At 49.6% G+C, this 21,602-nt stretch carries 17 protein-coding genes; 12 read left to right on the top strand and 5 right to left on the bottom strand.

What is annotated here, in order from left to right; all coding sequences use genetic code 11:
* Nucleotides 1-245: 245 nt before the first annotated feature.
* The 11 genes from P9L94_09675 to P9L94_09625 all read left to right on the top strand — a co-directional run bounded on the left by P9L94_09675 (nucleotide 246) and on the right by P9L94_09625 (nucleotide 15,539).
* Nucleotides 246-2,198, top strand: a complete 1,953-nt coding sequence (locus tag P9L94_09675) for a CotH kinase family protein (GenBank protein MDP8244337.1) — start codon at nucleotides 246-248, stop codon at nucleotides 2,196-2,198.
* 41 nt (nucleotides 2,199-2,239) lie between these two features.
* The gene (locus tag P9L94_09670; GenBank protein MDP8244336.1) at nucleotides 2,240-3,772 is read left to right on the top strand and encodes a glycoside hydrolase family 32 protein; all 1,533 of its coding nucleotides are present in this window, start codon (nucleotides 2,240-2,242) and stop codon (nucleotides 3,770-3,772) included.
* Between the two features lie 22 nt (nucleotides 3,773-3,794).
* Entirely contained in the window at nucleotides 3,795-6,767 is a 2,973-nt protein-coding gene (locus P9L94_09665; protein MDP8244335.1) for a malectin domain-containing carbohydrate-binding protein, read from the top strand.
* Nucleotides 6,768-6,900: 133 nt separating this feature from the next.
* Nucleotides 6,901-7,413 carry a ferritin gene (locus tag P9L94_09660; protein ID MDP8244334.1) on the top strand — a complete coding sequence of 171 codons (513 nt, stop codon included), beginning with the start codon at nucleotides 6,901-6,903 and terminating at the stop codon, nucleotides 7,411-7,413.
* Between the two features lie 105 nt (nucleotides 7,414-7,518).
* Nucleotides 7,519-8,940: a hypothetical protein gene (locus P9L94_09655; protein MDP8244333.1), complete on the top strand. Its 1,422-nt coding sequence runs from the start codon at nucleotides 7,519-7,521 to the stop codon at nucleotides 8,938-8,940.
* A gap of 1,239 nt (nucleotides 8,941-10,179) precedes the next feature.
* A complete protein-coding gene (locus tag P9L94_09650) occupies nucleotides 10,180-10,857 on the top strand; it encodes a metal-dependent transcriptional regulator (GenBank protein ID MDP8244332.1) in 678 nt (225 codons plus the stop codon).
* Nucleotides 10,854-11,762, top strand: coding sequence for a zinc ABC transporter substrate-binding protein (locus P9L94_09645; protein ID MDP8244331.1), 909 nt, complete (start codon nucleotides 10,854-10,856; stop codon nucleotides 11,760-11,762). The genes P9L94_09650 and P9L94_09645 overlap by 4 nt, the downstream gene beginning before the upstream one ends.
* A gap of 17 nt (nucleotides 11,763-11,779) precedes the next feature.
* On the top strand, nucleotides 11,780-12,616 hold the full coding sequence (locus P9L94_09640) for a metal ABC transporter ATP-binding protein (GenBank protein ID MDP8244330.1): 837 nt from the start codon (nucleotides 11,780-11,782) through the stop codon (nucleotides 12,614-12,616).
* Nucleotides 12,613-13,896: an iron chelate uptake ABC transporter family permease subunit gene (locus tag P9L94_09635; protein MDP8244329.1), complete on the top strand. Its 1,284-nt coding sequence runs from the start codon at nucleotides 12,613-12,615 to the stop codon at nucleotides 13,894-13,896. Before P9L94_09640 ends, P9L94_09635 begins: the two co-directional genes overlap by 4 nt.
* A gap of 15 nt (nucleotides 13,897-13,911) precedes the next feature.
* Nucleotides 13,912-15,183, top strand: a complete 1,272-nt coding sequence (locus tag P9L94_09630) for a metal ABC transporter permease (GenBank protein MDP8244328.1) — start codon at nucleotides 13,912-13,914, stop codon at nucleotides 15,181-15,183.
* A gap of 32 nt (nucleotides 15,184-15,215) precedes the next feature.
* Nucleotides 15,216-15,539, top strand: coding sequence for a hypothetical protein (locus tag P9L94_09625; GenBank protein MDP8244327.1), 324 nt, complete (start codon nucleotides 15,216-15,218; stop codon nucleotides 15,537-15,539).
* A gap of 175 nt (nucleotides 15,540-15,714) precedes the next feature.
* On the opposite strand, the gene P9L94_09620 is transcribed toward P9L94_09625, so the two are convergent.
* From P9L94_09620 to P9L94_09610, 3 genes are all read right to left on the bottom strand, one after another.
* Entirely contained in the window at nucleotides 15,715-16,170 is a 456-nt protein-coding gene (locus P9L94_09620; protein MDP8244326.1) for a hypothetical protein, read from the bottom strand.
* A 140-nt stretch (nucleotides 16,171-16,310) separates the two neighbouring features.
* Nucleotides 16,311-17,630 (bottom strand): DUF5690 family protein, encoded by a 1,320-nt coding sequence (locus tag P9L94_09615; protein ID MDP8244325.1) that lies wholly within the window; start codon nucleotides 17,628-17,630, stop codon nucleotides 16,311-16,313.
* 186 nt (nucleotides 17,631-17,816) lie between these two features.
* Nucleotides 17,817-18,029, bottom strand: coding sequence for a cold shock domain-containing protein (locus P9L94_09610; GenBank protein ID MDP8244324.1), 213 nt, complete (start codon nucleotides 18,027-18,029; stop codon nucleotides 17,817-17,819).
* A gap of 253 nt (nucleotides 18,030-18,282) precedes the next feature.
* Here P9L94_09610 and P9L94_09605 point away from each other — a divergent pair, with 253 nt between their 5' ends.
* Nucleotides 18,283-19,464, top strand: coding sequence for a cellulase family glycosylhydrolase (locus P9L94_09605; GenBank protein MDP8244323.1), 1,182 nt, complete (start codon nucleotides 18,283-18,285; stop codon nucleotides 19,462-19,464).
* A 170-nt stretch (nucleotides 19,465-19,634) separates the two neighbouring features.
* Here the strand turns inward: P9L94_09605 and P9L94_09600 are convergent, their stop codons facing one another.
* Nucleotides 19,635-20,417, bottom strand: coding sequence for a carbon-nitrogen family hydrolase (locus P9L94_09600; GenBank protein ID MDP8244322.1), 783 nt, complete (start codon nucleotides 20,415-20,417; stop codon nucleotides 19,635-19,637).
* Complete coding sequence (locus P9L94_09595) at nucleotides 20,414-21,595, bottom strand: pyridoxal phosphate-dependent aminotransferase (protein ID MDP8244321.1); 1,182 nt, start codon at nucleotides 21,593-21,595, stop codon at nucleotides 20,414-20,416. Before P9L94_09595 ends, P9L94_09600 begins: the two co-directional genes overlap by 4 nt.
* Between the last annotated feature and the right edge of the window lie 7 nt (nucleotides 21,596-21,602).

Below are 21,602 nucleotides of genomic sequence, written 5' to 3'. Positions count from 1 at the left end.
TGGCGTTCATGGATATCTCCCCTCAAGCAGTTGTTTCTTCTATAATGATAAATCATCATAAGGACGACTGGCTAGTCTGGTGAATATCAATGAATTGAAGAATTCTTGACAATCAACCTGAGGCTTGGTCGGCTTTGTGATATTGTGTAGTTGTTGATATCGTTCTATTTTATTGATCATAATTAAGTGTAAGGGATTAATTCAGAATGCGATTTTGCCATTTTTTATTGAGCTGTTCTTTTTTCATGATTACCGCCATCGTTACCCAGGCGCAGATTTACATTAACGAAATTCACTACAACCCGCCAGAAGACGGGCTGCAAGAGTTTATCGAACTCTATAACCCAACAAGTAGAAGCATCCGGTTAGACGGTTATGTTTTTACGGAAGGCATTTTGTATGAATTTCCGCGTCGGGCTATTATTCCTGCAAATAACTATTTTGTTCTAGCGCGAGACCCCAACCATTCAGCGTTTCGCAACGTGAGCGCATTGGCGGGGCCGTATATCGGTAAACTCGCTGATAGCGGCGAACGCATTCTATTAAGAGATGCGAACGGAGAAATCGTCGATGAATTCAAATATAGCGACGCCGCGCCGTGGCCGATTGGCCCGGACGGCTATGGTTCCTCACTAGAGAAAATTTCGCCCGAATTGCCGTCAGACGATTATAAAAATTGGCGTACGTCTCTCAGCTCGAGTGGAACGCCGGGCGCGCAGAATTCGGTCTTCGGCGAGTCGCCGGATTTATACCTCAACCAAACAAGCCATTCGCCGCAGCATCCAACCTCGAATGATTTTGTGACGATTACCTCGGAATTCGACGGCGCATCAATCATTTCAAGCGTGAAACTCTATCTGCAAACCTTTAATACGCGTCGTTCCGGCGGCAGCGCTGCTTCCACCTACGCGATGGAGAGGCAATCGGTCAACGGCGATGTTGCGACCTATTCTGTAAGGGTTCCTCCTCAAGATTCGCAGCGACTGGTTCGGTATAAATTTGAAATGAAGACCAACACGGGCGGCACGGTCTATTGGCCGCACCGCTCTGCTGCGCGTCCGTATGAATCCTATTTTGTGTATGACAATGAAATCGAAACCTTGCTCCCGCTGTTTTGGGTTTATTACAGCATCCTGATGGATTTGCCGGAGTCGCAAGGCGATCAATTTGGCGGCGGCGTATTCAAGCCTTTAGACGGTCCGCCGCAGGTGTATGACGGCGCAAGCGTTTATGATTCGCGCAATGGCAAAAAGATCAAATTTCTAAAAGGGCAGGAATTTGAAGGCAACCGGACATTGAATATCCTGCCCGAAAGCCCTCCCGCCGGGACGACCTCGGGGCCGCAAACCCCGCACGTGGAGCAAGTCAGTTACAAAATTTTTGAGAGTTTCGGTTTGATGGTTCCCGGGGCGGAGTGGTATCGGGCCATTCAATTTGAACGCCATGAACAAATCTTGCTCATTCAGCAGCCGAATGAAAATTTTCTTGAACTCAATGACCGCAACCGCGACGCCAACATCTATAAGGTCGCTTACAATGTCCCCAATGGAATTCAAAAACAAACCAACCTTGATGAAGACCAATCCGACCTGAACGAACTCAATCAAGCCATTCGCGTTTCCGGCGCTGTGCAGAGAGAAGAAGGCTTACGTAAGTTTCTTGATGTTGAAAACGTGATGAATTATTCCGTCGCAGGCTGCTTAATGAGCAATTGGGACGGCTTCTTCAACAACATGTTCTTGTATCATGCGCCTGCGCCCGCTAACAAATGGGAGTGCATCCCCTGGGATTGCGATAAGACGTTTGGCTATACCGAACCTGGCGTTCCGATGTTCGTCGAGATGCCGGTTGATTTTCCCTTGAATGGATTCTCTCCCCGGAATGGACGACCGGAAGGCTATATTTCAGGGCCGTTCCATCGCCATGAGCCTTTTCATGAAGAATACAAACGCCGCGTGCGGCGCGAGATGACACGGCGCTTTTCAACGGAGCGCGTTCAGGAACTCTGCGATCAATATGAGCAACTGCTGTTGACGGACCTTGCGCTTGAAGAGCAATACACCGGTTCGAAAGACAATCTTCGCCGCTCTCAGATCGTAGAATCGTATGACACCATCATGGAATTTACCGAACGCCGTCTTGATTTTCTTGATGGCGTATTGCCTGTCTCTGTTGATGATTGGGCGTTGATGGATTAACTTGATAGCGCATCTCATGTTGTGCCTGGAGGCTATGCGCTATGGTCAAGAAATCGAGTTTCGTTTTAGGAATTATTGTCGCCGTATTTGCCTGTACGATTCAGGCGGCTGAAAAGCCTGACCTACCGTCTTTACAAGAATTAACCGAGGCCCGTGCACGTCTTGATTCGAATGACGCGCATCGGCCTCGTTTTCATTTTACGCCACCGCAAAACTGGATGAACGACCCCAACGGGCTGATCCAATACAAAGGCGTTTATCACCTCTTTTATCAACATAATCCGTGGGACGCCGTCTGGGGCAACATGCACTGGGGACACGCAACTAGCCTTGACTTAGTCCACTGGGCGGATCGACCCATTGCGCTGCCGCCGACGCCGGGTACATTCGATGAAGGCGGTTGCTTTTCGGGTTGTGCGGTGGTCAATGACGACGGCCTGCCGACGTTTGTTTATACGGGCGTACTCGAACATGACAGCGTGAATAACTACCGGCCCCAGTCGCAGGGGATTGCGGTTAGCCATGATGGACTAGAAACCTTTAAGAAACACCCTGATAACCCGTTGATCCCGCTTCCTCCGTCTGATTTTGAAACCAAAGATTTTCGCGATCCCTGCGTGTGGAAAGACGGCGATTGGTGGTACAACGTCATCGGTTCCGGCGAAATTGGCGGCGCAGGCAAAGCGCTGTTGTACCGCTCGCGCGATCTGGTCGAGTGGGAATATCTCAACCCCATCCTCACCGGCGATCCCGAAGAATCAGGCCGAATCTGGGAATGCCCGTCGTTTTTCCCATTAGGCGATAAGCACATTTTAATGGTCTCGCCAATTCCTGGACATAAAGTGAGTTATTTCGTCGGCGACTTTGACGGGCGAAAGTTTACGCCCGATTCATTTCAAGTGTTTGATTATGGCAGCAGTTATGCGCCGCAGACGTTTGTGGATGAACAAGGGCGCCGTTTGTTGTTTGGTTGGATTCGCGAAGACCGCAGGGGCGAGTTGCATGACGCCGCTGGTTGGGCGGGGGCGATGTCGCTTCCTCAAGAACTAACGCTGAACGCAAATGGCAAATTGAACATCGCTCCTGTTGGTGAAGTAAAAGCGTTGCGCCGTAACCAGAAAAACTGGGCGATGAAAACGCTGACGCCCAATAGTGGAAACCTGCTGGCTGATGTTTCGGGCAATGCGCTGGAAATCTGGTTGGATATTGAGCCGGGCGATGCGGAAAAAATCACATTGAGTTTTTATCAAACACCTGACGGGGCAGAGCAAACCCATCTTGTTTATGACGTAAAAACGAAGACGCTGGGCTTTGACCGCTCACAATCGAGTCTGCAAGACGGGGTTGGAAAACATCTGCATGAGACGAAGATTGATTTAGGCGATAATGAACATCTTTTATTGAACCTCTTTCTCGACCGCTCCGTCGTCGAATTATTTGCAAACCAGAATACTTATCTTGCTACGCGGGTCTATCCGACTAAATACGATGCGCAAGGCATGTCAATCAGCGTTCAGGGCGGTTCGGCAAAAGTGAATTTGTTATCGGTTTGGGAGATGCAATCGGGTATGTAGCTTAAAAACAATAGGGGACAACATGATGACTAAGCATCTAGGTTTGATTTTCTGTTTTATATTGATCATTTTGGGGTCGAGCTATTCACAAATTGTAATCGTAACGCCGCCTGACGCGTCTTCGATTGAGCAATTAGCGGCGAAAGAGATTCAGCGGTATTTGTACGTTCGTACAGGCATACGGTTTGATATTCGACTCGATGCGGGCAGCGAAACGCAAGTCGTCGCGGTCGCGGCTAAAAAATCAAACCAGTGGAACCAATACCCGGAAGCAGACTTCCAGCAGCAGATTGCGAACCTGCAAGATAGCGGCTATCACATCCAGACGTTTCTTCGGGATGGGACAAAATCGGTGTGCATTGTAGGCGGAGGGGATAGCGGCGTTTTGTATGGCGCCTATCGTTTCGCTGAAAGTTTGGGTATCCGCTTTGGTCTTCACGGCGACATCATTCCCGATGAAACCATGAAGGCTGAACTGCCTGAAATACATGTTCAGGCGTCTCCGTTATTCCGCATTCGCGGCGTCCAGCCGTTTCATGATTTTCCTGAGGGGCCTGATTGGTGGAACGCCGGGGAGTATAAATCCATCCTCGCCCAATTGCCGAAGTTAGGCATGAATTTTTTTGCGCTGCATTGCTACCCTGAAGAATTTCCCATTGATCCCAAGGCATATCCCAACGCAGAACCGTCCGTCTGGATTGGCCTCAAGGACGATTTGAATGAAGACGGAACCGTTGCGTTCAGTTATCCATCATCGTGGTACAACACCGCGCGCGGCAATTGGGGATATCAACCCAAAAAAACCAGCGCCTATTCATTTGGCGCATCCACCATGTTTGAACGGGATGATTTCGGCGGAGATGTGATGGAGGGACGCTCGCCCCAGCCCGCCAGCCTTGAAGACTCTAATGCGCTGTTTAACGATGCGGGGGCGTTGCTGGGCGATGCGTTTTCATTTGCGCGCAGCCTTGGAATCCAAACCTGCATTGGCGCCGAAACGCCATTGACGCTACCTGTGCGTTTAAAAGAAAGACTCCGGCGGCAAGGTCGCGACTTCGATAGCATCCAGACGGCGCAAGCATTATATGAAGGCATGTTCAAACGCTTAATGCTGACCGCGCCAATTGACTATTACTGGTTCTGGACGCCGGAGCGTTGGACCTGGCAGGGAAATTCACCAGAACAGATTCAACATACAAAAGACGACCTGACCGCCGCCATGCGGGCCGCCGAAGCAGTAGAAGCGCCGTTTCAATTCGCCACTTGCGGGTGGGTGTTGGGTCCGGTGCAAGATCGCGCATTGTTTGACCGCTTTCTGCCCAAATCGTTTTCCATGAGTTGCATTAACCGTCAGGTGGGCAAAGAACCAGTTGACCCGGCCTTCAAGCGAATAGAAGACCGCTCGCTTTGGGCGATTCCCTGGTTAGAGGATGACCCGAACCTGTTAATGCCTCAATTATGGGCGGGGCGTATGCGGGCGGATGCGGTTGATGCGCGCGACTATGGATGCGATGGAATTCTCGGCATTCATTGGCGCACCCGGGTTCTGGATCCCAATGTACAGGCGCTGGCGAAAGCGGCCTGGAACCAGGACTGGAAACAGGAGCAAATTACCCGAAACCGCAACGAGAGCCTGAAGGGCGCAAACTATGTTCAGATTCCCAAGCGTCCTATTAACAAGACCAACACTCCTGATCTGTATACCTCACAAATTGAAGGGCCTTTGCAATATCAGATGAGTGCGCCGAATGGCGTTTATACTGTTACGTTGCATTTTTGCGAGACGGAAGCGACCCGGGCCAATCAACGCGTGTTCGATGTCGTGGTGCAAGGCGCAACAGTGCTGAAAGGTTTTGATCCATTTAAGCGGGCTGGACGGTATACGGCGCATGTTGAATCGTTTAGCGCACGAGTCGCCAATGAAACCCTCTCGATTCATTTCAGTCCTGTCAAAGGTGCGCCGCGGATCGCCGCGTTAGAAATTGAAGGGCGGGGCATGGGCCGCCGCGTGAATTGCGGCGGTGGAGACTATTTGGATTTCACTGCTGACCTGCCGCTCGAACTGTCCGTCTACCGCGACCAGCCCGTCGGTGATTTTTATCAGGATTGGGCGTATTCTCAATTTGGCGCACAAGCGGGAGAGAAAGCGGCGGATCTGTTTTCTTCGCTCGATGGTGAATTGCCCATTACCACAACTTGGGTGCGGGGGCCGGGCAGCCTGAAACCGGATTCGACGCCCTGGGATGTTCGCCAAACGGAATATGCCTATGTTCAGGCATTTGAAAATTTGCGCGGCGATGTTCAGGGGCCTCTATCGCTGGAGCGGTTTGAGTATTGGTCAAACCAATTTCATTTTCAAAAAACCATTGCTCATATCCAATGCCTATGGCATCAGTACAATTTAAAGATGCAGGAAGCGAACCGGGAATCCGTTTCCAAACAGGCTGAATACGCCAAGGCGCATGTATTGCCGCTTCGGATGGAAATTATCAGGCAGATAGAATCCGCCTACCAATTTTTGGTAAACACGGTTTGCACCACGGGCGGGATGGGGATGATTGCCAATTGGGAACAGCAAAATTTTCCAGCGTTGTTAGACGCCCCGGCAAGAGAACTATCCTCTATGCTCGGTGAAGAATTACCTGCCGCCGCCCTGCTGAGAAAAGATTACCCTGGCCCGGAGCGCCTGATCGTCTTGACGCCTCGTTCGCTATACCGCCAGGGAGAGCCGCTTCAGCTGAGAGTGATTCATCTTGGCGAGGAACAACCTGAGATTATCCAATTAAAAATGCGAGCCATTGGCGATAGTGAATGGTTAGAGCGCAAGGCCCGGTCTCTTTCGAATCGGGTATTTCATATTGATGTTCCATTCACGGATTTGCCGGAAGGTGGATTTGAATATTATGTTGAAGCCGTCCATGCGTCCGGCGGGAGCGTTGCGTCGCCGGCAAGCGCTCCAAAACGGGGTTGGACCGCAGTGGTTACAAAAATGTAGTTTTTTGTAGAAAACAGTCGGGAAATCATTTTCTGATGAATAAGAGCGTTCCGACTTACGGCCCGGCATGGTACAATGCAAACATCGAAATGAATTTTTCTAATGTACAACGAGAGCAAAGGAGACGCACCCGATGACAAGTAAGAAAATGTTCGACGCGCTCAATAATCAGATTAACGAAGAAATGTATTCTTCCTACATTTATCTGTCGATGGCTTCCTATTTTGAATCCGTCAATTTACCGGGGTTTGCTAACTGGATGGAAGCGCAATTCCAGGAAGAACTGGCGCACGTCATGCGTTTTTATAAATACGTAAATGATCGCGACGGTCGCGTTGTTTTAGGCGCCATTAAAGAGCCGCAGGCAAAATGGAAATCTCCGCTGGACGCATTTAAGTCTGCCTATGAACATGAAAAATATATTACCAGTTGCATTGGTAAGTTGGTCGATCTGGCGATGAAAGAAAGCGACCACCCCACCAATAATTTCTTGCAGTGGTTTGTGAATGAACAGATTGAAGAAGAAGCCACCTCAAAAGGCATTGTTGACCAGTTAGAATTTGTTGAAAGCGACAAAGTCGGGTTGTATCATCTCGACCGTGAACTGGCTTCCCGTCAAGCGACGTCTATTACGCCGCCAGCGTAAGAGTGCGTTTTTATCTAATAAATCCCCAAGCGGCGTCTCTCAACAGAGAAGACGCCGCTTGCTATTCTATGGCTCGTTCATTTTCCACGAAAAGGTGAAGACATCATGCCAATCCGCGATATGTTTCCCGTCGATGCGTCCGGCGCCGGTTTGCTGAACCAATCGGTTCCCGCCGCCTGGTGCGAAGGACTCAATCAAAATCTAACTGCAATTCAGCAGGGCTTCCAACAAGAAGATGAAGAAGGCTATGAATCATTGATTCAGCGTTTGCGCGCCTGGACTTGGTGTCATAAGACGCCGTCCGGCCATGCAGACTATGCTTCGATGGAGACCATCGCTGACATTGCGAACCAGGTGCGAAGCAAAGCCAAAGTCTTTATCACGGTCGGCATCGGCGGTTCTGACTTAGGCTCGCGTACGTTGCATGATTTTTTGAACCACCCGTATCATAATGACATGGTAAATGCCGGAAAAATTCAGGGCGCCCCGGAAGTGTACTTTACGGGTGATACTTTTGATCCGCTTCGCTTGAAGGGCTTATTAGACGTATTGAAAGAGCGCGGGTTGCTCGATAAGACGGTCGTTAACATCGTTAGCAAGAGCGGCACGACGGCGGAAACCGCGCTGGCGGGCATGATGCTCGCTGATGCGCTGGGCGATGACTGGATGAGCCGAACCGTCGCAACCACCGGATTGAATGACAAGAGTTTGCTGTTCCAAATGCAATCAAGCGGCAAGGGCAAGTTTATGGCGCTGCTGCCTGTGCCTGACGGCGTGGGCGGGCGTTTCTCGTTTGCTTCGCCGGTTGGATTGTTGTTCCTCGCGGTTAGCGCGAATGGCGACCCGCTTGAGCGCCTCAACCAAGCGATGAAAGGCTACGGCGCCGCTCACCAGACTTTTTTAACGGCGCCGATTGAAAAGAACCCGGCCTTTCGTCTGGCGGAATTTTTGCATCTCGCTGAATGGGGATGTAAGAAGACCAGCATGGTGTTTTACCCCTATTTTGATAACGCCAAATTAGGCGACTGGTTTGTACAATTGTATGAAGAATCCGTCCAGGAGCGCGGCGAAGGCTTGAACGTCATTGCGACCACCGGCCCAACCGGGAACCACTCGTTACTCAACGGCGTTATCAACGGGCCGCACGATAAAGTCGTTTTATTTTTGATGCCCAAGTTATTTGGCGAAGACCTCGCGATTCCTGAAACGGCGCCGCTGCAAGGCAGCCTCAGCGTATTTCGCGGCAAGACGCTGCAACAAGCGCAGATTGCTTCTATGCGCGGCACTTATGAAGACTTTGTCGATAAGGGCGTCCCGTCGGTGATTCTCGAATTTCCCAAACGGGAAACCTACGACGCATTTGCCTTAATGCGCGTCTTGATGGACATGACCGCAGTGAAAGGGCGATTGCAGTCTCTTCATCTTGATCCCATTTCAGGAGAGCGCCGCGTAAAAGACGAAGAGACCTATATTCAAACCGGTGTTGAAGGCTACAAACAACGCATGCGTGATAACATCAATCGCTAATCATTAAAATATGGGTATATATAATGAATCCGCTCTACTGAGTTTTAGTCTCAATGTAGAGCGGATTTTTTACTGCTTGGAGTTAATCGATTAAGTCGTGAGGGTAATCGAACGTATTTCGGTGACAGCGTTAACGCCGAATGGTTGCGGCGAAGCGAAGGGGGGAGTGTGTTGGGCAAGTTTATTTGTCATCATGCTTGTCCTTCCATTATCCAATCCAGCGAACTTCGTTTTCGTCTTTTGGAGCGAGACGAACAGGGCATCCACGATTTTCCAAATAACGCTTAAATTGTTCTAAACGTTGATTTTGCTCGCTTTGTCCCAAATGTTGCTTCGATCTCGAACCATTTGGGACGGGTTTCGGTTTGAGACGATCATTGCGTACCATATTGACCTCCTTTCGTTTGATTTTATCTTGCCCCTGTAATAAGCATTATTTGTGCCAATTAAGACGATCTTTCGTAAGTTCCATGTAATGAGTATATTAATGAGTTTTTATTATCGAAGGTTCCATCTAGGGTAATATATTCCGTCCGGTTTTAGAGATTTGGAATCCCAAAAACGTACAGATTCAGAATTTTTCAGGGAGAAAACAAGTGAAAGTTTTATGTAGAAGTTAAAGATTTTTGTTTTATTGTGGATTTAATGTAATGAAATTTTATTGTGCTGCTTCCTTTGTTCTTGCTTGTTTAATTATTCCAATCCCCTATTAAGCAGTTTAATCTAATTCGGGTTTCATTCCCCGCCCGTTGAGGCGCAAGAAATACTTGAAGCCATCTCAAAATAATTTTCACTTTCGTTGTGAAAGGCATGGGTACATCTCTGCTTGCTTCGGTGCGGGCTTTCAGGCCCTTATGCACAGGCGCTCCCAGAGTTGCACCCATGCCAGAATTGGTTTGTCGATCTTTGAACTGCCGAAATCCCATTTCATACTCAAAACAGTTTGCACTTTCGTTGCGAAAGGCATGGGTACATCTCTGCTTACTTCGGTGCGGGCTTTCATGCCCTTTTGCACAGGCGCCCCCAGAGTTGCACCCATGCCAGAATTGGTTTGTCAATTTTTGAACGGCCGAAATCCTTTTTCGGACTCAATTGTTTTTGAGAGGGCTTCAAAATACTTTATTTGATACCCCGCTGCTTGCGGCGGGGTTATTCATGTGCAATTCACAAAATAAAACTTGACATCGTATTTAACCTAGGTTAATATAAAATTATACTTTAGTTAACTTGGTGGCTCTTATGCTTGGAACCAACGGTGAAGATTATTTAAAGACGGTTTACGCGTTAGGTTTGGATGGGTCGCCTGTGACGCCATCCATGCTCGCGGAACATTTTTCGGTTTCGCCTGCTGCCGTAACTAAGATGGTGAAACGTCTTCGTTCATTGAAACTGGTGAATTATTCACGGCCCAATGGGCTGAGTTTAACGAGCGAAGGCCGCAAAATCGCCTTGGAAATTCTTCGTCATCACCGCTTGATTGAATTGTATTTATTGAAAGCCTTGGGGTACCGCTGGGACCAGGTGCATGAAGAAGCCGAGCGTCTGGAGCACGTCATCTCTGAGGTGTTCGAGGAAAAAATCGACGAGTATCTAGGCCACCCGACGCATGACCCGCACGGCGACCCGATCCCGGGCAAAGATGGCAGTTTGCCCGATCATCCTACTTTGCCGATCAAGGCCATGCAGCCTGGCGACGTCAGCCAAGTCGAGCGGGTGACGGATTCCGATGCGGAGATGTTGCAGTATATGGACGAAGTGGGGCTGGTTCCGGGCGCGAAGGTGAAAATGCTTCGAGAAGAGCCTTACGGCGGGTCCATCCATTTAAAAATTAACGGCGATGAGTGCGCTATCGGGCGTGAGTTGGCGTCCAATGTGTTTGTCGCGTCGAAAAAGAAACAAAGGAGCAGTCAATCGTGATTCAGCGTTTATTGATTTTAGTAACCATTATTTCAGTTTGTTCCTGCGGCGGGCCAGTGGATGACGGCCGGATCAAAGCCGTCTGCACCATCGCTCAGGTTGCCGATGTTGTTCGTAATGTGGCGGGCGACCGCATTGAAGTGGTCAACATGATGGGCGAAGGCGTTGACCCTCACCTTTATAAAGCCTCGCCCGCTGACTTGGGGTTGCTCTCGCGCGCCAGTGTTGTGTTTTACAACGGACTCATGCTCGAAGGCCGCATGACGGAGATATTCGAGAAAATGCAGGACGGCCCAAAACCCGTGATCGCGTTCGGCGATTCGATGGACCCCGGATTGCTGCGTTCGCCGAAAGAATTTGAAGGCCACCACGATCCGCACATTTGGATGAGCGTGAATATGTGGGCTGACGCCGTGCCGACGATTGTTGACGCGCTTGTGAAGGTCGATCCCGAAGGCGAAGCGATCTATCGCGCCAACGGCGACGTTTATCAAAAGAAATTGGCTGATCTTCACGCTTGGGTCAAAGCGCAGATCGCAACCATTCCAAGAGAGCAGCGGGTGTTGATTACCGCTCACGATGCGTTTGGATATTTTGGCGACGCGTATGATATCGAAGTGATGGGGCTGCAAGGCATCAGCACCGTCAGCGAATTTGGACTGCAAGATTTGCAACGGCTTATTGATATAATTGTCGAGCGCAACGTGAAGGCGGTATTCGTTGAATCAAGCGTCCCGGCGAAATCCATCGAAGCCTTGGTTGCGGGGTGCAGAGGCAAAGGGCACGAGGTCGTTATCGGCGGGGAGTTGTTCTCAGACGCAATGGGAGCCGCCGGGACGGACGAAGGAACTTACGTTGGCATGATTCGGCACAACGTCAACACAATGGCCAACTCGTTAAAGTAATTTTTGGAGAGAAACGAATGAATACGGCTTTAGATACGACGCAGAAAAGCGCTTCTGAATTTTCATACAATATTCCAAACCCGCCTCCATTAGAGGTGCACGATCTCACGGTCGCCTATCACCGCAAGCCGGTGTTGTGGGACATCGACTTTGTTGTGCCTGAGGGCGTTTTGATTGGCATCGTCGGCCCGAATGGGGCAGGCAAGTCAACGCTGTTGAAATCCGCGATGGGGTTGGTCCCGCCCGCGTCAGGCTGGGTGAAATGCTACGGCGAACCGATCAGCAAGCAGCGGCAAAAGATTGGCTATGTTCCGCAACGCGAGTCGGTCGATTGGGATTTCCCCACCGATGTGTTGGACGTGGTCTTGATGGGCGTCTACGGGCGTTTGGGTTGGTTTCGTCGTCCGGCCAAGCGAGATCGCGAATATGCGATGGGTTGTTTGAAGCAAGTCGGCATGGCGGATTTCGCCAACCGGCAGATTAGCCAGCTCTCGGGCGGACAACAGCAGCGCGTGTTTTTGGCGCGCGCACTGGCGCAAAACTCGACCGTTTATTTTATGGATGAACCGTTTGCCGGCGTCGACGTCGCGACCGAGAAGGCGATCATTACCTTGCTGAAAGCGTTGAAGTCGCAAGGCAAAACCGTGTTTGTTGTCCACCATGATTTGCAGACGGTGAACGATTATTTCGACTGGGTGCTGATGATTAACATGCGGCTGATTACCATTGGGCCGACCGAAGACGTCTTCACCGAAGACAATTTACGTAAGACGTACGGCGGGCGCTTAAACATTATTTCTGAACTGGCCGACGCCGTCTCAATCAATCAACCTCATGGGGTGGAACCGAAATGAATTTCCTCACAGATATAAATGCGCAATGGGTGTTGGCGGGCTGCGTATTGTTAGGAATTTGCAGCGGCATCTTGAGCAGTTTCGCCATGCTGCGCAAACGCAGTCTGCTCGGTGATGCGTTGGCGCACTCCGCGCTGCCGGGCGTGTGCGTTGCATACTTGATTGTGGGAGAGCGCTCGATCCCTGCGTTTATGCTAGGCGCGTTGGCGGCGGGGATGCTCGGCGCTTTTTGCATCCAGTTTATTACGAGGCATTCACGCATCAAAGAAGACGCTGCGTTGGGCTTGGTCCTGTCGGTGTTTTTCGCCGTCGGCATTGTGCTATTGACCTATATTTTAAATTCCAGCGGCGGTAACAAAGCCGGGTTAAAAACATTTATATTTGGACAAGCCGCATCAATGATCGGGCGCGATGTTTACATCATGGCGTCTTGCGCCATTGTCGTCATTGTTTTTTCATTGCTGCTCTACAAAGAAATGAAACTGTTGTGCTTCGATGTGGGCTTCGCTGATAGTTTGGGATATTCGTCTACCTGGCTGGATGCCTTGTTAAACATCCTGATCGTCTTGGTAGTTGTGATTGGCTTGCAGGCCGTGGGTGTTGTGTTAATGGTGGCGATGTTGATTACCCCCGCCGCCGCCGCCCGCTATTGGACGGACCGCCTCAACCGCATGACGCTGCTTTCGGCGCTGTTTGGCGGGCTTTCAGGCGCACTAGGTGTGTATCTCAGCGCTCTGGCGCCGCGTATGCCGACCGGCCCCTGGATCGTATTGTCGGCGACGCTGATGTTTATTCTTTCACTGCTGTTTGCTCCAGCGCGCGGGCTGCTTGCTAAAGGACTACGGACCTGGAGCCTACGCAGCCGGGTTGCGCGAGAGAACGCGCTACGCTCGTTATATGAATGGTCGGAGCGAAAAAATGGCTGGGATGATTGGGCGCCGCTAGAAGATATCGCATCTATGCGTTCGCAGTCTCATGCGCAAGCGCTACGGAATTTGCGTGGATTAAAAAGCAATCAGTTTGTCGAAGAGCAAAGCGGCGCTTTTCGTTTGACCAAAGATGGTCAGGAACAGGCCTACCAAGTGACGCGCAACCACCGCTTGTGGGAAATGTACTTGATGTACGAAGAAGAATTTGACGCAGACCACGTCGACCGGGACGCTGATTTTATTGAGCACTTCTTGACGCCTGAAACGGTAAAAGAACTCGAGCGCTTGCTGGATTCACACAAATTAAATTTGAAGCAGCCGCCTACCGCGCACCCGATTGCGACGGCGTAACGAAGGATTAGGACAATGGATATCTATAGTGGTTTTTGGATCATACTGACTGGCGCCTTTGCCGCCGCCGCCTGCGGAATGCTGGGCTGCTTTTTAATCCTGCGCCGCATGGCGATGCTAGGCGACGCCATCAGCCACGCGATTCTTCCAGGAATTGTGCTAGCGTTTCTTCTGAGCAATTCGATGTCGATTGTTTGGATGTTTCTTGGCGCTGCGCTGATAGGCATTTTGACCACATTCATCATTCAAACGCTTAACAACGGGGGCGTACAACACGACGCCGCGTTGGGCGTTACGTTTACTGCGCTGTTTGCATTGGGCGTCATTGGCGTCTCGTCGTTTGGCGAGGGCGTCCACTTAGACACGGATTGCGTATTAGAGGGTGAAATCGCGCTGACGCCTTTGGACGTATTGATGTGGGGCAGCGTTTATTTGGGGCCGCGCGCGGTGTGGGTCAACGGCGGCTTGTTGTTGCTCAATCTAATTGTCATTGGCTTGTTTTATAAAGAGTTTAAACTGTGCGCGTTCGACCCTGCGATGGCGGCCGCCGTCGGAATCCCCATAACATTGATGCACTATGTTCTGATGACGCTGGTAGCTGTGACGACGGTTGGCGCATTTGAAAGCGTTGGCGTGATCCTGGTGGTCGCCATGTTGATCGCGCCTGCAGCGACGGCGTATTTATTGACTGACCGCTTGTCTATTATGCTTCTCTATTCGATTATCGCTGGAGCCTTGACGTCATTTCTTGGCTACTTTACTGCCGTTTGGCTCGATAGTTCAATCGCCGGGGCCATGGGCTCCGTGGCGGGATTATTATTTGCGCTGGCTTTGTTTTTCTCGCCAACCCACGGAGTCTTTACCCGATGGCTATCGAGACGACGATTATCAAACCGCGTGGCGGAAGAAGACGTATTGCTTTGGGTGGGGCGGCAGGTCGAAACCGGATTGGTTACGCCGTTTTCAGTAATGGATATTAGCGAAGCACAGCAGTGGCTGTTGCCGGATGCCGAAAAAACTGCGCGCCGTTTGGTGCGTAAAGGCTTATTGGAAGAAATGAATTTGAAATTTTCTCTTACAAAAAACGGCAATCATGAAGCGTTAGAACTCATCAAACGGCACCGCTTGTATGAATCGTTCCTGGAAGGCATTGGGTACGCCGCAGACCACACCCATGATCCCGCCGACCGGGTTGAGCACCACATTACACCGGATATGACGGAAAAACTGGACCGTGAAATGGAACATCCAAATGTCGATCCGCATGGGAAAGCGATCCCGCGTTAAGCAATTTCATGGTAGAATCTCAATATTCAACAATGAATATTGACCAGTTACCGTCAGCATTTTTTATTATCGGTCAGCATGACGATCAGTCCGCTCAGGTCAGCCCGCTTTATTTTGATTTACCGGGCGGTGATATCGCTGTGCCTGTCTGGTCAAGCAAAGCCCGAGCGTATTCGTGGTTAGAGCAGACCTTTATGCGGGCCCAATATGATATCGTCGAAGTGTTCTCTAAAGAATTCCTCCCTAATTTAATTGGGACGCGCTGTTCTTGTTTGTTGTTTGACCCGCTGGCTGAGGAAAAAAGTTTTGCGCCGGAGCGCGTCGTGAACATCCCGCAGCCACCCTCCATACAGTAAGTTTGGGTTGGCAATTTTTGAAATGCCGAAATACGTTTTCGTAATCAAAATCATGGCCATCCATCAATATAAATATTCACTTACCGGATGAACCACAATAAACCCCGAAATTATAGAAAGAGGGCGCACCGTAATTCTGTGCGCCCTCTTTGCTTAAAGACGATTCGTTTCTGATTTATGCTACGTTCATCAGTGATACAGTGACTGGCTTGCTGGTGATGAAGGATTCGTTTTCTTGTGAAGCGAACCAAGTCGAACTGACGAACTCCGCACAGATGCTGAATGCTTCTGAAAGAACCGAATCTTTGCGTCGGTCCATCAAAAGTGAGTAGTTATTCAGCAGCAATGCCAGTTTTTCCGGGTCCATATTTGGGTTGTCCACAAAGCATTGAAGCGCATTGTGAAAATACTCATCAGACGTCTTGAAGTCATTGAGTTCAAAGTAGATGACAGCAAGATTGTGATACTTACTTACCAAAAATTCGGCGTCATCGTTATCTTGTTCGCCGTGTTCGACTGCGGAAGTGAGCATAACTTTTGCGTCTTCTAAATCGCCCAGCATGTGGCAGTTAAGGCCTGTGTGTTCATAAACGTCTGCAACTGTCCATCGTCCATCCAATGGATTCATCATGGTGAAACCTCCCTGTTTCGTCGCCCTCTAAAATAAAATAACTACAACATAGTTATCGGATAGAAGGCCCGGAAGGTTAAATGATTTAAGCAAAAAAGTAGGTGAAAGTTTGCAGAGATTTCACCAAGCGTAATATAACATTACGCTTTCGGTAGGGAAGCGTCTTGAATGACTAGATCACTTTTTCGGATGGTTTCGCTGCGTCGAATGAAATAGGCGCAACTACAGAGTAAGAGAACCGTGCCTAAAATGCACATAAAATAGGTGAAGGCGTGAAAGAACTCGAAGTGTTTCATCTCTTGGAAAACATAGTAATCAGCGATCATAGTCGCAATGGAGCCCGTATATCCGCAGGCGTCTGCAACATAGATCGCAAAGACGGACGTTCCGACAATTTTGGTGTGGGCAATTGTGCGGTCGAATAACACCGAACCGTAGGGGACGTACGCGAGGTATGACCCTAGCCCGGTCAGGGTCATCCAGGTCAAGCCTGAAATAATTTTCATATCATATAATAGAGTGCCAACACCGAGCAGCGCGGTTCCGCCAGCCATGATGAAGTAGGCGCCGATCAATCCCCATTTGTTGTTCTTGATGAAATTGAGCGCTCCTAAAGCCGCTAAGACGCCGAACGCGACAGGCAGGTCGGCCCGGGTGAACAAGCCGGACTGATCTTCGTATCCCATTGTGATGAAGACTTCGATGCCGAATGTGTCGCGGTAGTCGCGGTAAGCGGTCAAGAAGAAATAGGCGATTAAGAGCATCGCCATTCCAGGCAGAAATGATTTGAAAAACTCAATTCGCTGTTGCGCGTTCATTGGAGCGCGACGGGTGCGTTCATCTTCATCAATGGGGTTTGGGTCCGGCAGCTGGCTGAGCATCCAAACAAAAAATACCAGCGGCCCCAGAAAAAATAGGCCCGTTACGAAGGGCATCCAATAATCGGAGACGCTCCAAGTCATCATGAGCCAACGTCCAAAGTCTTTTACCATGCCGCTGGATACGATAAAGGAGCAGCTTAAACCGGCCAGCAAAAGTTCGGAGGTACGGCGGCCTTCGAGAAAACTGACCACCAGACCCCAGATCATGCCCAAGGGGATGCCGTTTAGAAAGATGGCGACGATTTTAAAATTTCCAGGAACAACGGCAAATAGAAATAGAGCCAGTTCGGCCATAAAGATAAAGCCAATGATGGAGATGGCCCGTTTTGCGTGGCTGATTTCAGAACAAATTTTAATGCCGACGAATTTTGAAAGCGCGTAACCAAGAATTTGGCTGACGCCCGCCCAATACTTGAAGGCTTCCCAACCCGCGCTGTCAAAGGTTGCGGCTGACCAGGGCTTGCGTAAGGCGTACATGCAAAAATAAACGCTGAATGAAGCAATGATGGCGTAAAGGACAAAGACAAAATTCGGAGACCGTTCCAACCAGGCCGTTACAGCCCCTTTGGGCTTGCTCATATAAAAGTCACCTTAAAATAATTGAATGTTTAGACAAATCGTTCGGATGCAAATTCAGTTAGAGCGCACTTTAAGAACGGAATGTTAGAGACGTATTAAAGCATGTTTTTTATGAGGAGAATAAAAAAATGGATATAAAAAACGCCCGCGAATTGAGCGGGCGTTTCAGGGTGATTGCTTGTTAAACTATTCGCCGTTCGCGCCGGCGACATTAATCGCTTTGGGGCCTTTTTCGCCCTCGGTAACCTCAAACTGAACCATTTGGCCTTCGTAGAGGTTTTTGAACCCATCTCCATTGATGCCCGTGTAGTGGACAAAGATATCTTGCCCCCCTTCTTGCTCAATGAAACCATAGCCTTTTTGCTCATTAAACCATTTGACTCTACCAGTTGCCGTCATTACTCCATCTCCTTGTGTTGCTGAAATCAATTTCCCCCTCGCAAAACTTCCCGGGTCAGACGATTGGATTCCAACCCCATGTATCCTACAATTTGGTAGGAAGTTCGCGAAAAACGCTGATATTATAAAGGGAATGCTTTGTAATATCTAGCATTTTTATTTCTCATTGCAAATTGACTACCCTTTTGATAGTGTAGAAATGAACAACCGTTGATTAACGACATTCATCCGCGCCTCCGGGGGGAATTGCACCATGAATGAATTAAGCGCCGTCCAGAAATTTTTTGCGTTTTTACTCATACTTACAACAATCTTCGCTCTGTATTTGATGAGCGCTTACTCTGCTGAAAGTGCCGAGGGAGTCGCGCCGGAACGGGTGGAGCGTCTATCAAAGGGAATCAACATCCCTCGATGGTTATGGCTGGGGCCGGAACCTGCGCCCGCGTTAACAGAACGCGTAAGCCATCAAGACCTCGACTTAATCCAAGCTGTCGGCTTTAAGCATGTGCGCATCCCGATTCAATGGAAAACAATTTATGACGCCCAAGAGCCAGACAAACTCAACCAGCGTTCATTGAAACTCCTGGATCAAGGAATTGAGGTTTTCATCAAGCGCAAGTTAGGCGTCATCATTGATCTGCATCACATTAAACTCGAAGGCGAGAGCAGCAATTATTCAGGGCCGATTGAGCATGATCCTGAATTTGTGAAAACCTTTATCGACTTTTGGTCGTCGTTCGCAAAACACCTCAGTCAGTTTGATCCTGATTATGTATTCATTGAGCCGATGAATGAGCCAACGTTTGTTGGTCATACTGAAGACTGGGTTCCCATTCAAAACCGCCTAGTATCAGCGATTCGAAAGAACGCTCCTCAACACACAATTCTTGCGACCTGCGCTCATTGGTCGAACCTGCACACGTTTGTTAAACTCAAACCGCTTGATGACCCAAACATTGTGTACAACTTTCATTTTTATGAGCCGTTTCCATTGACTCACCAGGGCGCCAGTTGGACGAGTGAGCATGTCAGACCGATGCGCGAAGTTCCGTATCCGTCGTCTCCTCAATTGTTAGAAAAGGCAGTGAAATTAGTTGACAATCAAAAATCAAAAGACACTCTGATTGATTATGGAAAACAGCGATGGAACGCAGAGAAGATCAATGAGGAAATTTCTATAGCCGCGCAATGGGCGAAGAAATATAACGCTGTCGTCACATGTAATGAATTTGGCGCATATCGTAATTTTGCGCCGCGCCAAAGTTTATTGGCTTGGCACCGTGATTTGATTGATGCGTTTGAAAAGCATGGAGTCGGCTGGTGCAAGTGGGAACTCGACGGCGGGTTTGGGTTCTTCAATAAAGAAGACGGTCGCTTGATTTTGGATGAAGAATTAACAAAAGCGATGCAACTGAACGCGGCGGCTGGGAAGTGATTTGCCGAATCAAGAATGCGTTTCAAGTAGGGTGGCGTTGAGCGCAGCGAAACCCACCAATAAAAACTTTTTGAAATCCGATGGTGGGATTCATTTTATTCATCCCGCCTTACAAAACTGATCCCCCTGGCGCTTGCAGCGCCGTCCCCCACGGCTTCGTTTGTTAGTGCTTATCTTTTGTACTCAATCCTCATATCTTGTAGGACAGGGAAATCGTTTCGGTATTGAGTCAATTGTTCAAAGTCAAGTTTTGCGTTGATAATGGTCTCATGGTTCTTGCCGTCCGTGAGGATGTTCCCCATTGGATCAATGATCTGGCTGCGGCCTGAGTATTGCAACTTCGGGTCGCTGCCGAAGCGGTTTACGCCGATGATGTATGCTTGGTTTTCAATGGCGCGGGCGCGTAAGAGCAACATCCAATGCGCTTCACGCGCTTGCGGCCAACAAGCGATCACAAGAAAAACATTGGCGCCCATCCGCGTTGCGTGACGAAAAATTTCAGGAAAACGCAAGTCATAACAAATAAACGGCGCGACGGTGAATTCACCCCATTTAAATAAATTGATCTCATCCCCTGGCGTGTAATGTTTGGTCTCGCCGCCGAAGGTGAATGGGTGCATTTTCGTATATCGCGCGACCTCGGCGCCGCTCGGATCAAAGCACAGCGCTTGATTGCGGCCTTTGGCGTCGTTGCCCATGCCGACGCACCCGCCTACGCAGTACGAGTTTTTTTCTTGAGCAATCTCGCGTAAAAACGCCGCCGTCTGGCCCGTTTCCGGCTCATGGATGTCAGTTAGGTTCATGCTGAAGCCGGTCGCGAACATTTCCGGCAAGACAATCAGGCTGTTGGATGGAACGTCTTGCGCATCCAAAAGGGAGCGCACTCGTTCAAAGTTGGCGGGTTTATTTTCCCATTCCATATCGAGTTGAACGCCGAAGGCTTGCATGGTCATTGGCTCCCGATGATTGCCCGAAGCCCTTGTTTGAGTCGAGCGGTTCCTTCTATTGCTTGCTCGGACGAAAGCGCACCATAGGATAGCCGCAAATAACAACCTTGATCCATACCAAACGCATGGCCCGGCATCAACGCAACTTGATGTTCGAGGATGAGACGCCGCGCAAGTTCCATCGGCGAACAGTTTGAGTTGATCTTTAGGAAGAAATAAAACGCGCCGTCGGCAGGAGGAATTGTGCAGAGGTCGCCAATCTCATTCAATTCATCCAGAACCTTATGACGTACTTCGCTATACGATGAGAGAAACTGCTTGCAATATGCGCCGCCGGCTTCCAGTGCGCCCGCTGCGGAGTATTGCGATACGATGGGCGGGCAGATTAGATTCGTGTCTTGTATTTTATGGATGGCCGTTTCAAGCCGGACGGGAAACGTCATATAGCCGATGCGCCAGCCTGCGAACCCATAACTCTTTGAAAATGAAAATAACGAAACGGTGTGATGATTGGCGTTGTCGATCGAACCCGGTGAAAAATGGGTTGCGTCATTGTAAGTGAAGTATTCGTACGCCTCATCATGGATGTGATACAGGCTTCGGTCTAAACACACTTTGTTGATCGTACGCAGAGTTGCTTCTGGATAGACCGCGCCAGTCGGGTTGTTTGGCGAGACGGTCAAGACGGCTTTGGTCCGTTCGGTGACGGCGTCGAGAAGCGCGTTTAAATTAGGCTGATAGTTTTCATCGGTTGGAACAAAGACCGGTTTGCAATCCGCGATTCGCACCGCCATTTCGTGATTGAAATAAAACGGCGCCAAAATAATGATCTCGTCGCCGGGGTCTGTGATCGCGAGTACTGCATTCAAAAACGCCATGTTCCCGCCTGCGGTGACGCATAAGCGCGCCTCAGCCGATGAACGATTGAGCGTGATTCCATTTTCCCGTTGGAGTTTTTCGACGAGTTTTTGTTTCAAGATGGGGACGCCGTCGACTGGGTGATATTTATGGTTCGCTGGGTCTGCAAGGAAGGTTTGATAAGCGCTTAGCGCTTGCGGCGGCGGCGGGTAATGGGCAACGCCTTGCCCGAAGTTAATGGTTCCGGGCGTTTCACGAACCAAACGTCCAATGATGGGAATCACTGGGTCTTGAACCGACTCCATACGCTGAGAAAGATGAAACACGTTGGCC

Source organism: Candidatus Hinthialibacter antarcticus, from assembly GCA_030765645.1.
In the GTDB taxonomy this organism is placed as follows: Bacteria; Hinthialibacterota; Hinthialibacteria; order Hinthialibacterales; family Hinthialibacteraceae; genus Hinthialibacter; species Hinthialibacter antarcticus.
The sequence above is the reverse complement of the archived record's forward strand: the minus strand, read 5'-3'. Positions and strand labels throughout refer to the sequence as shown.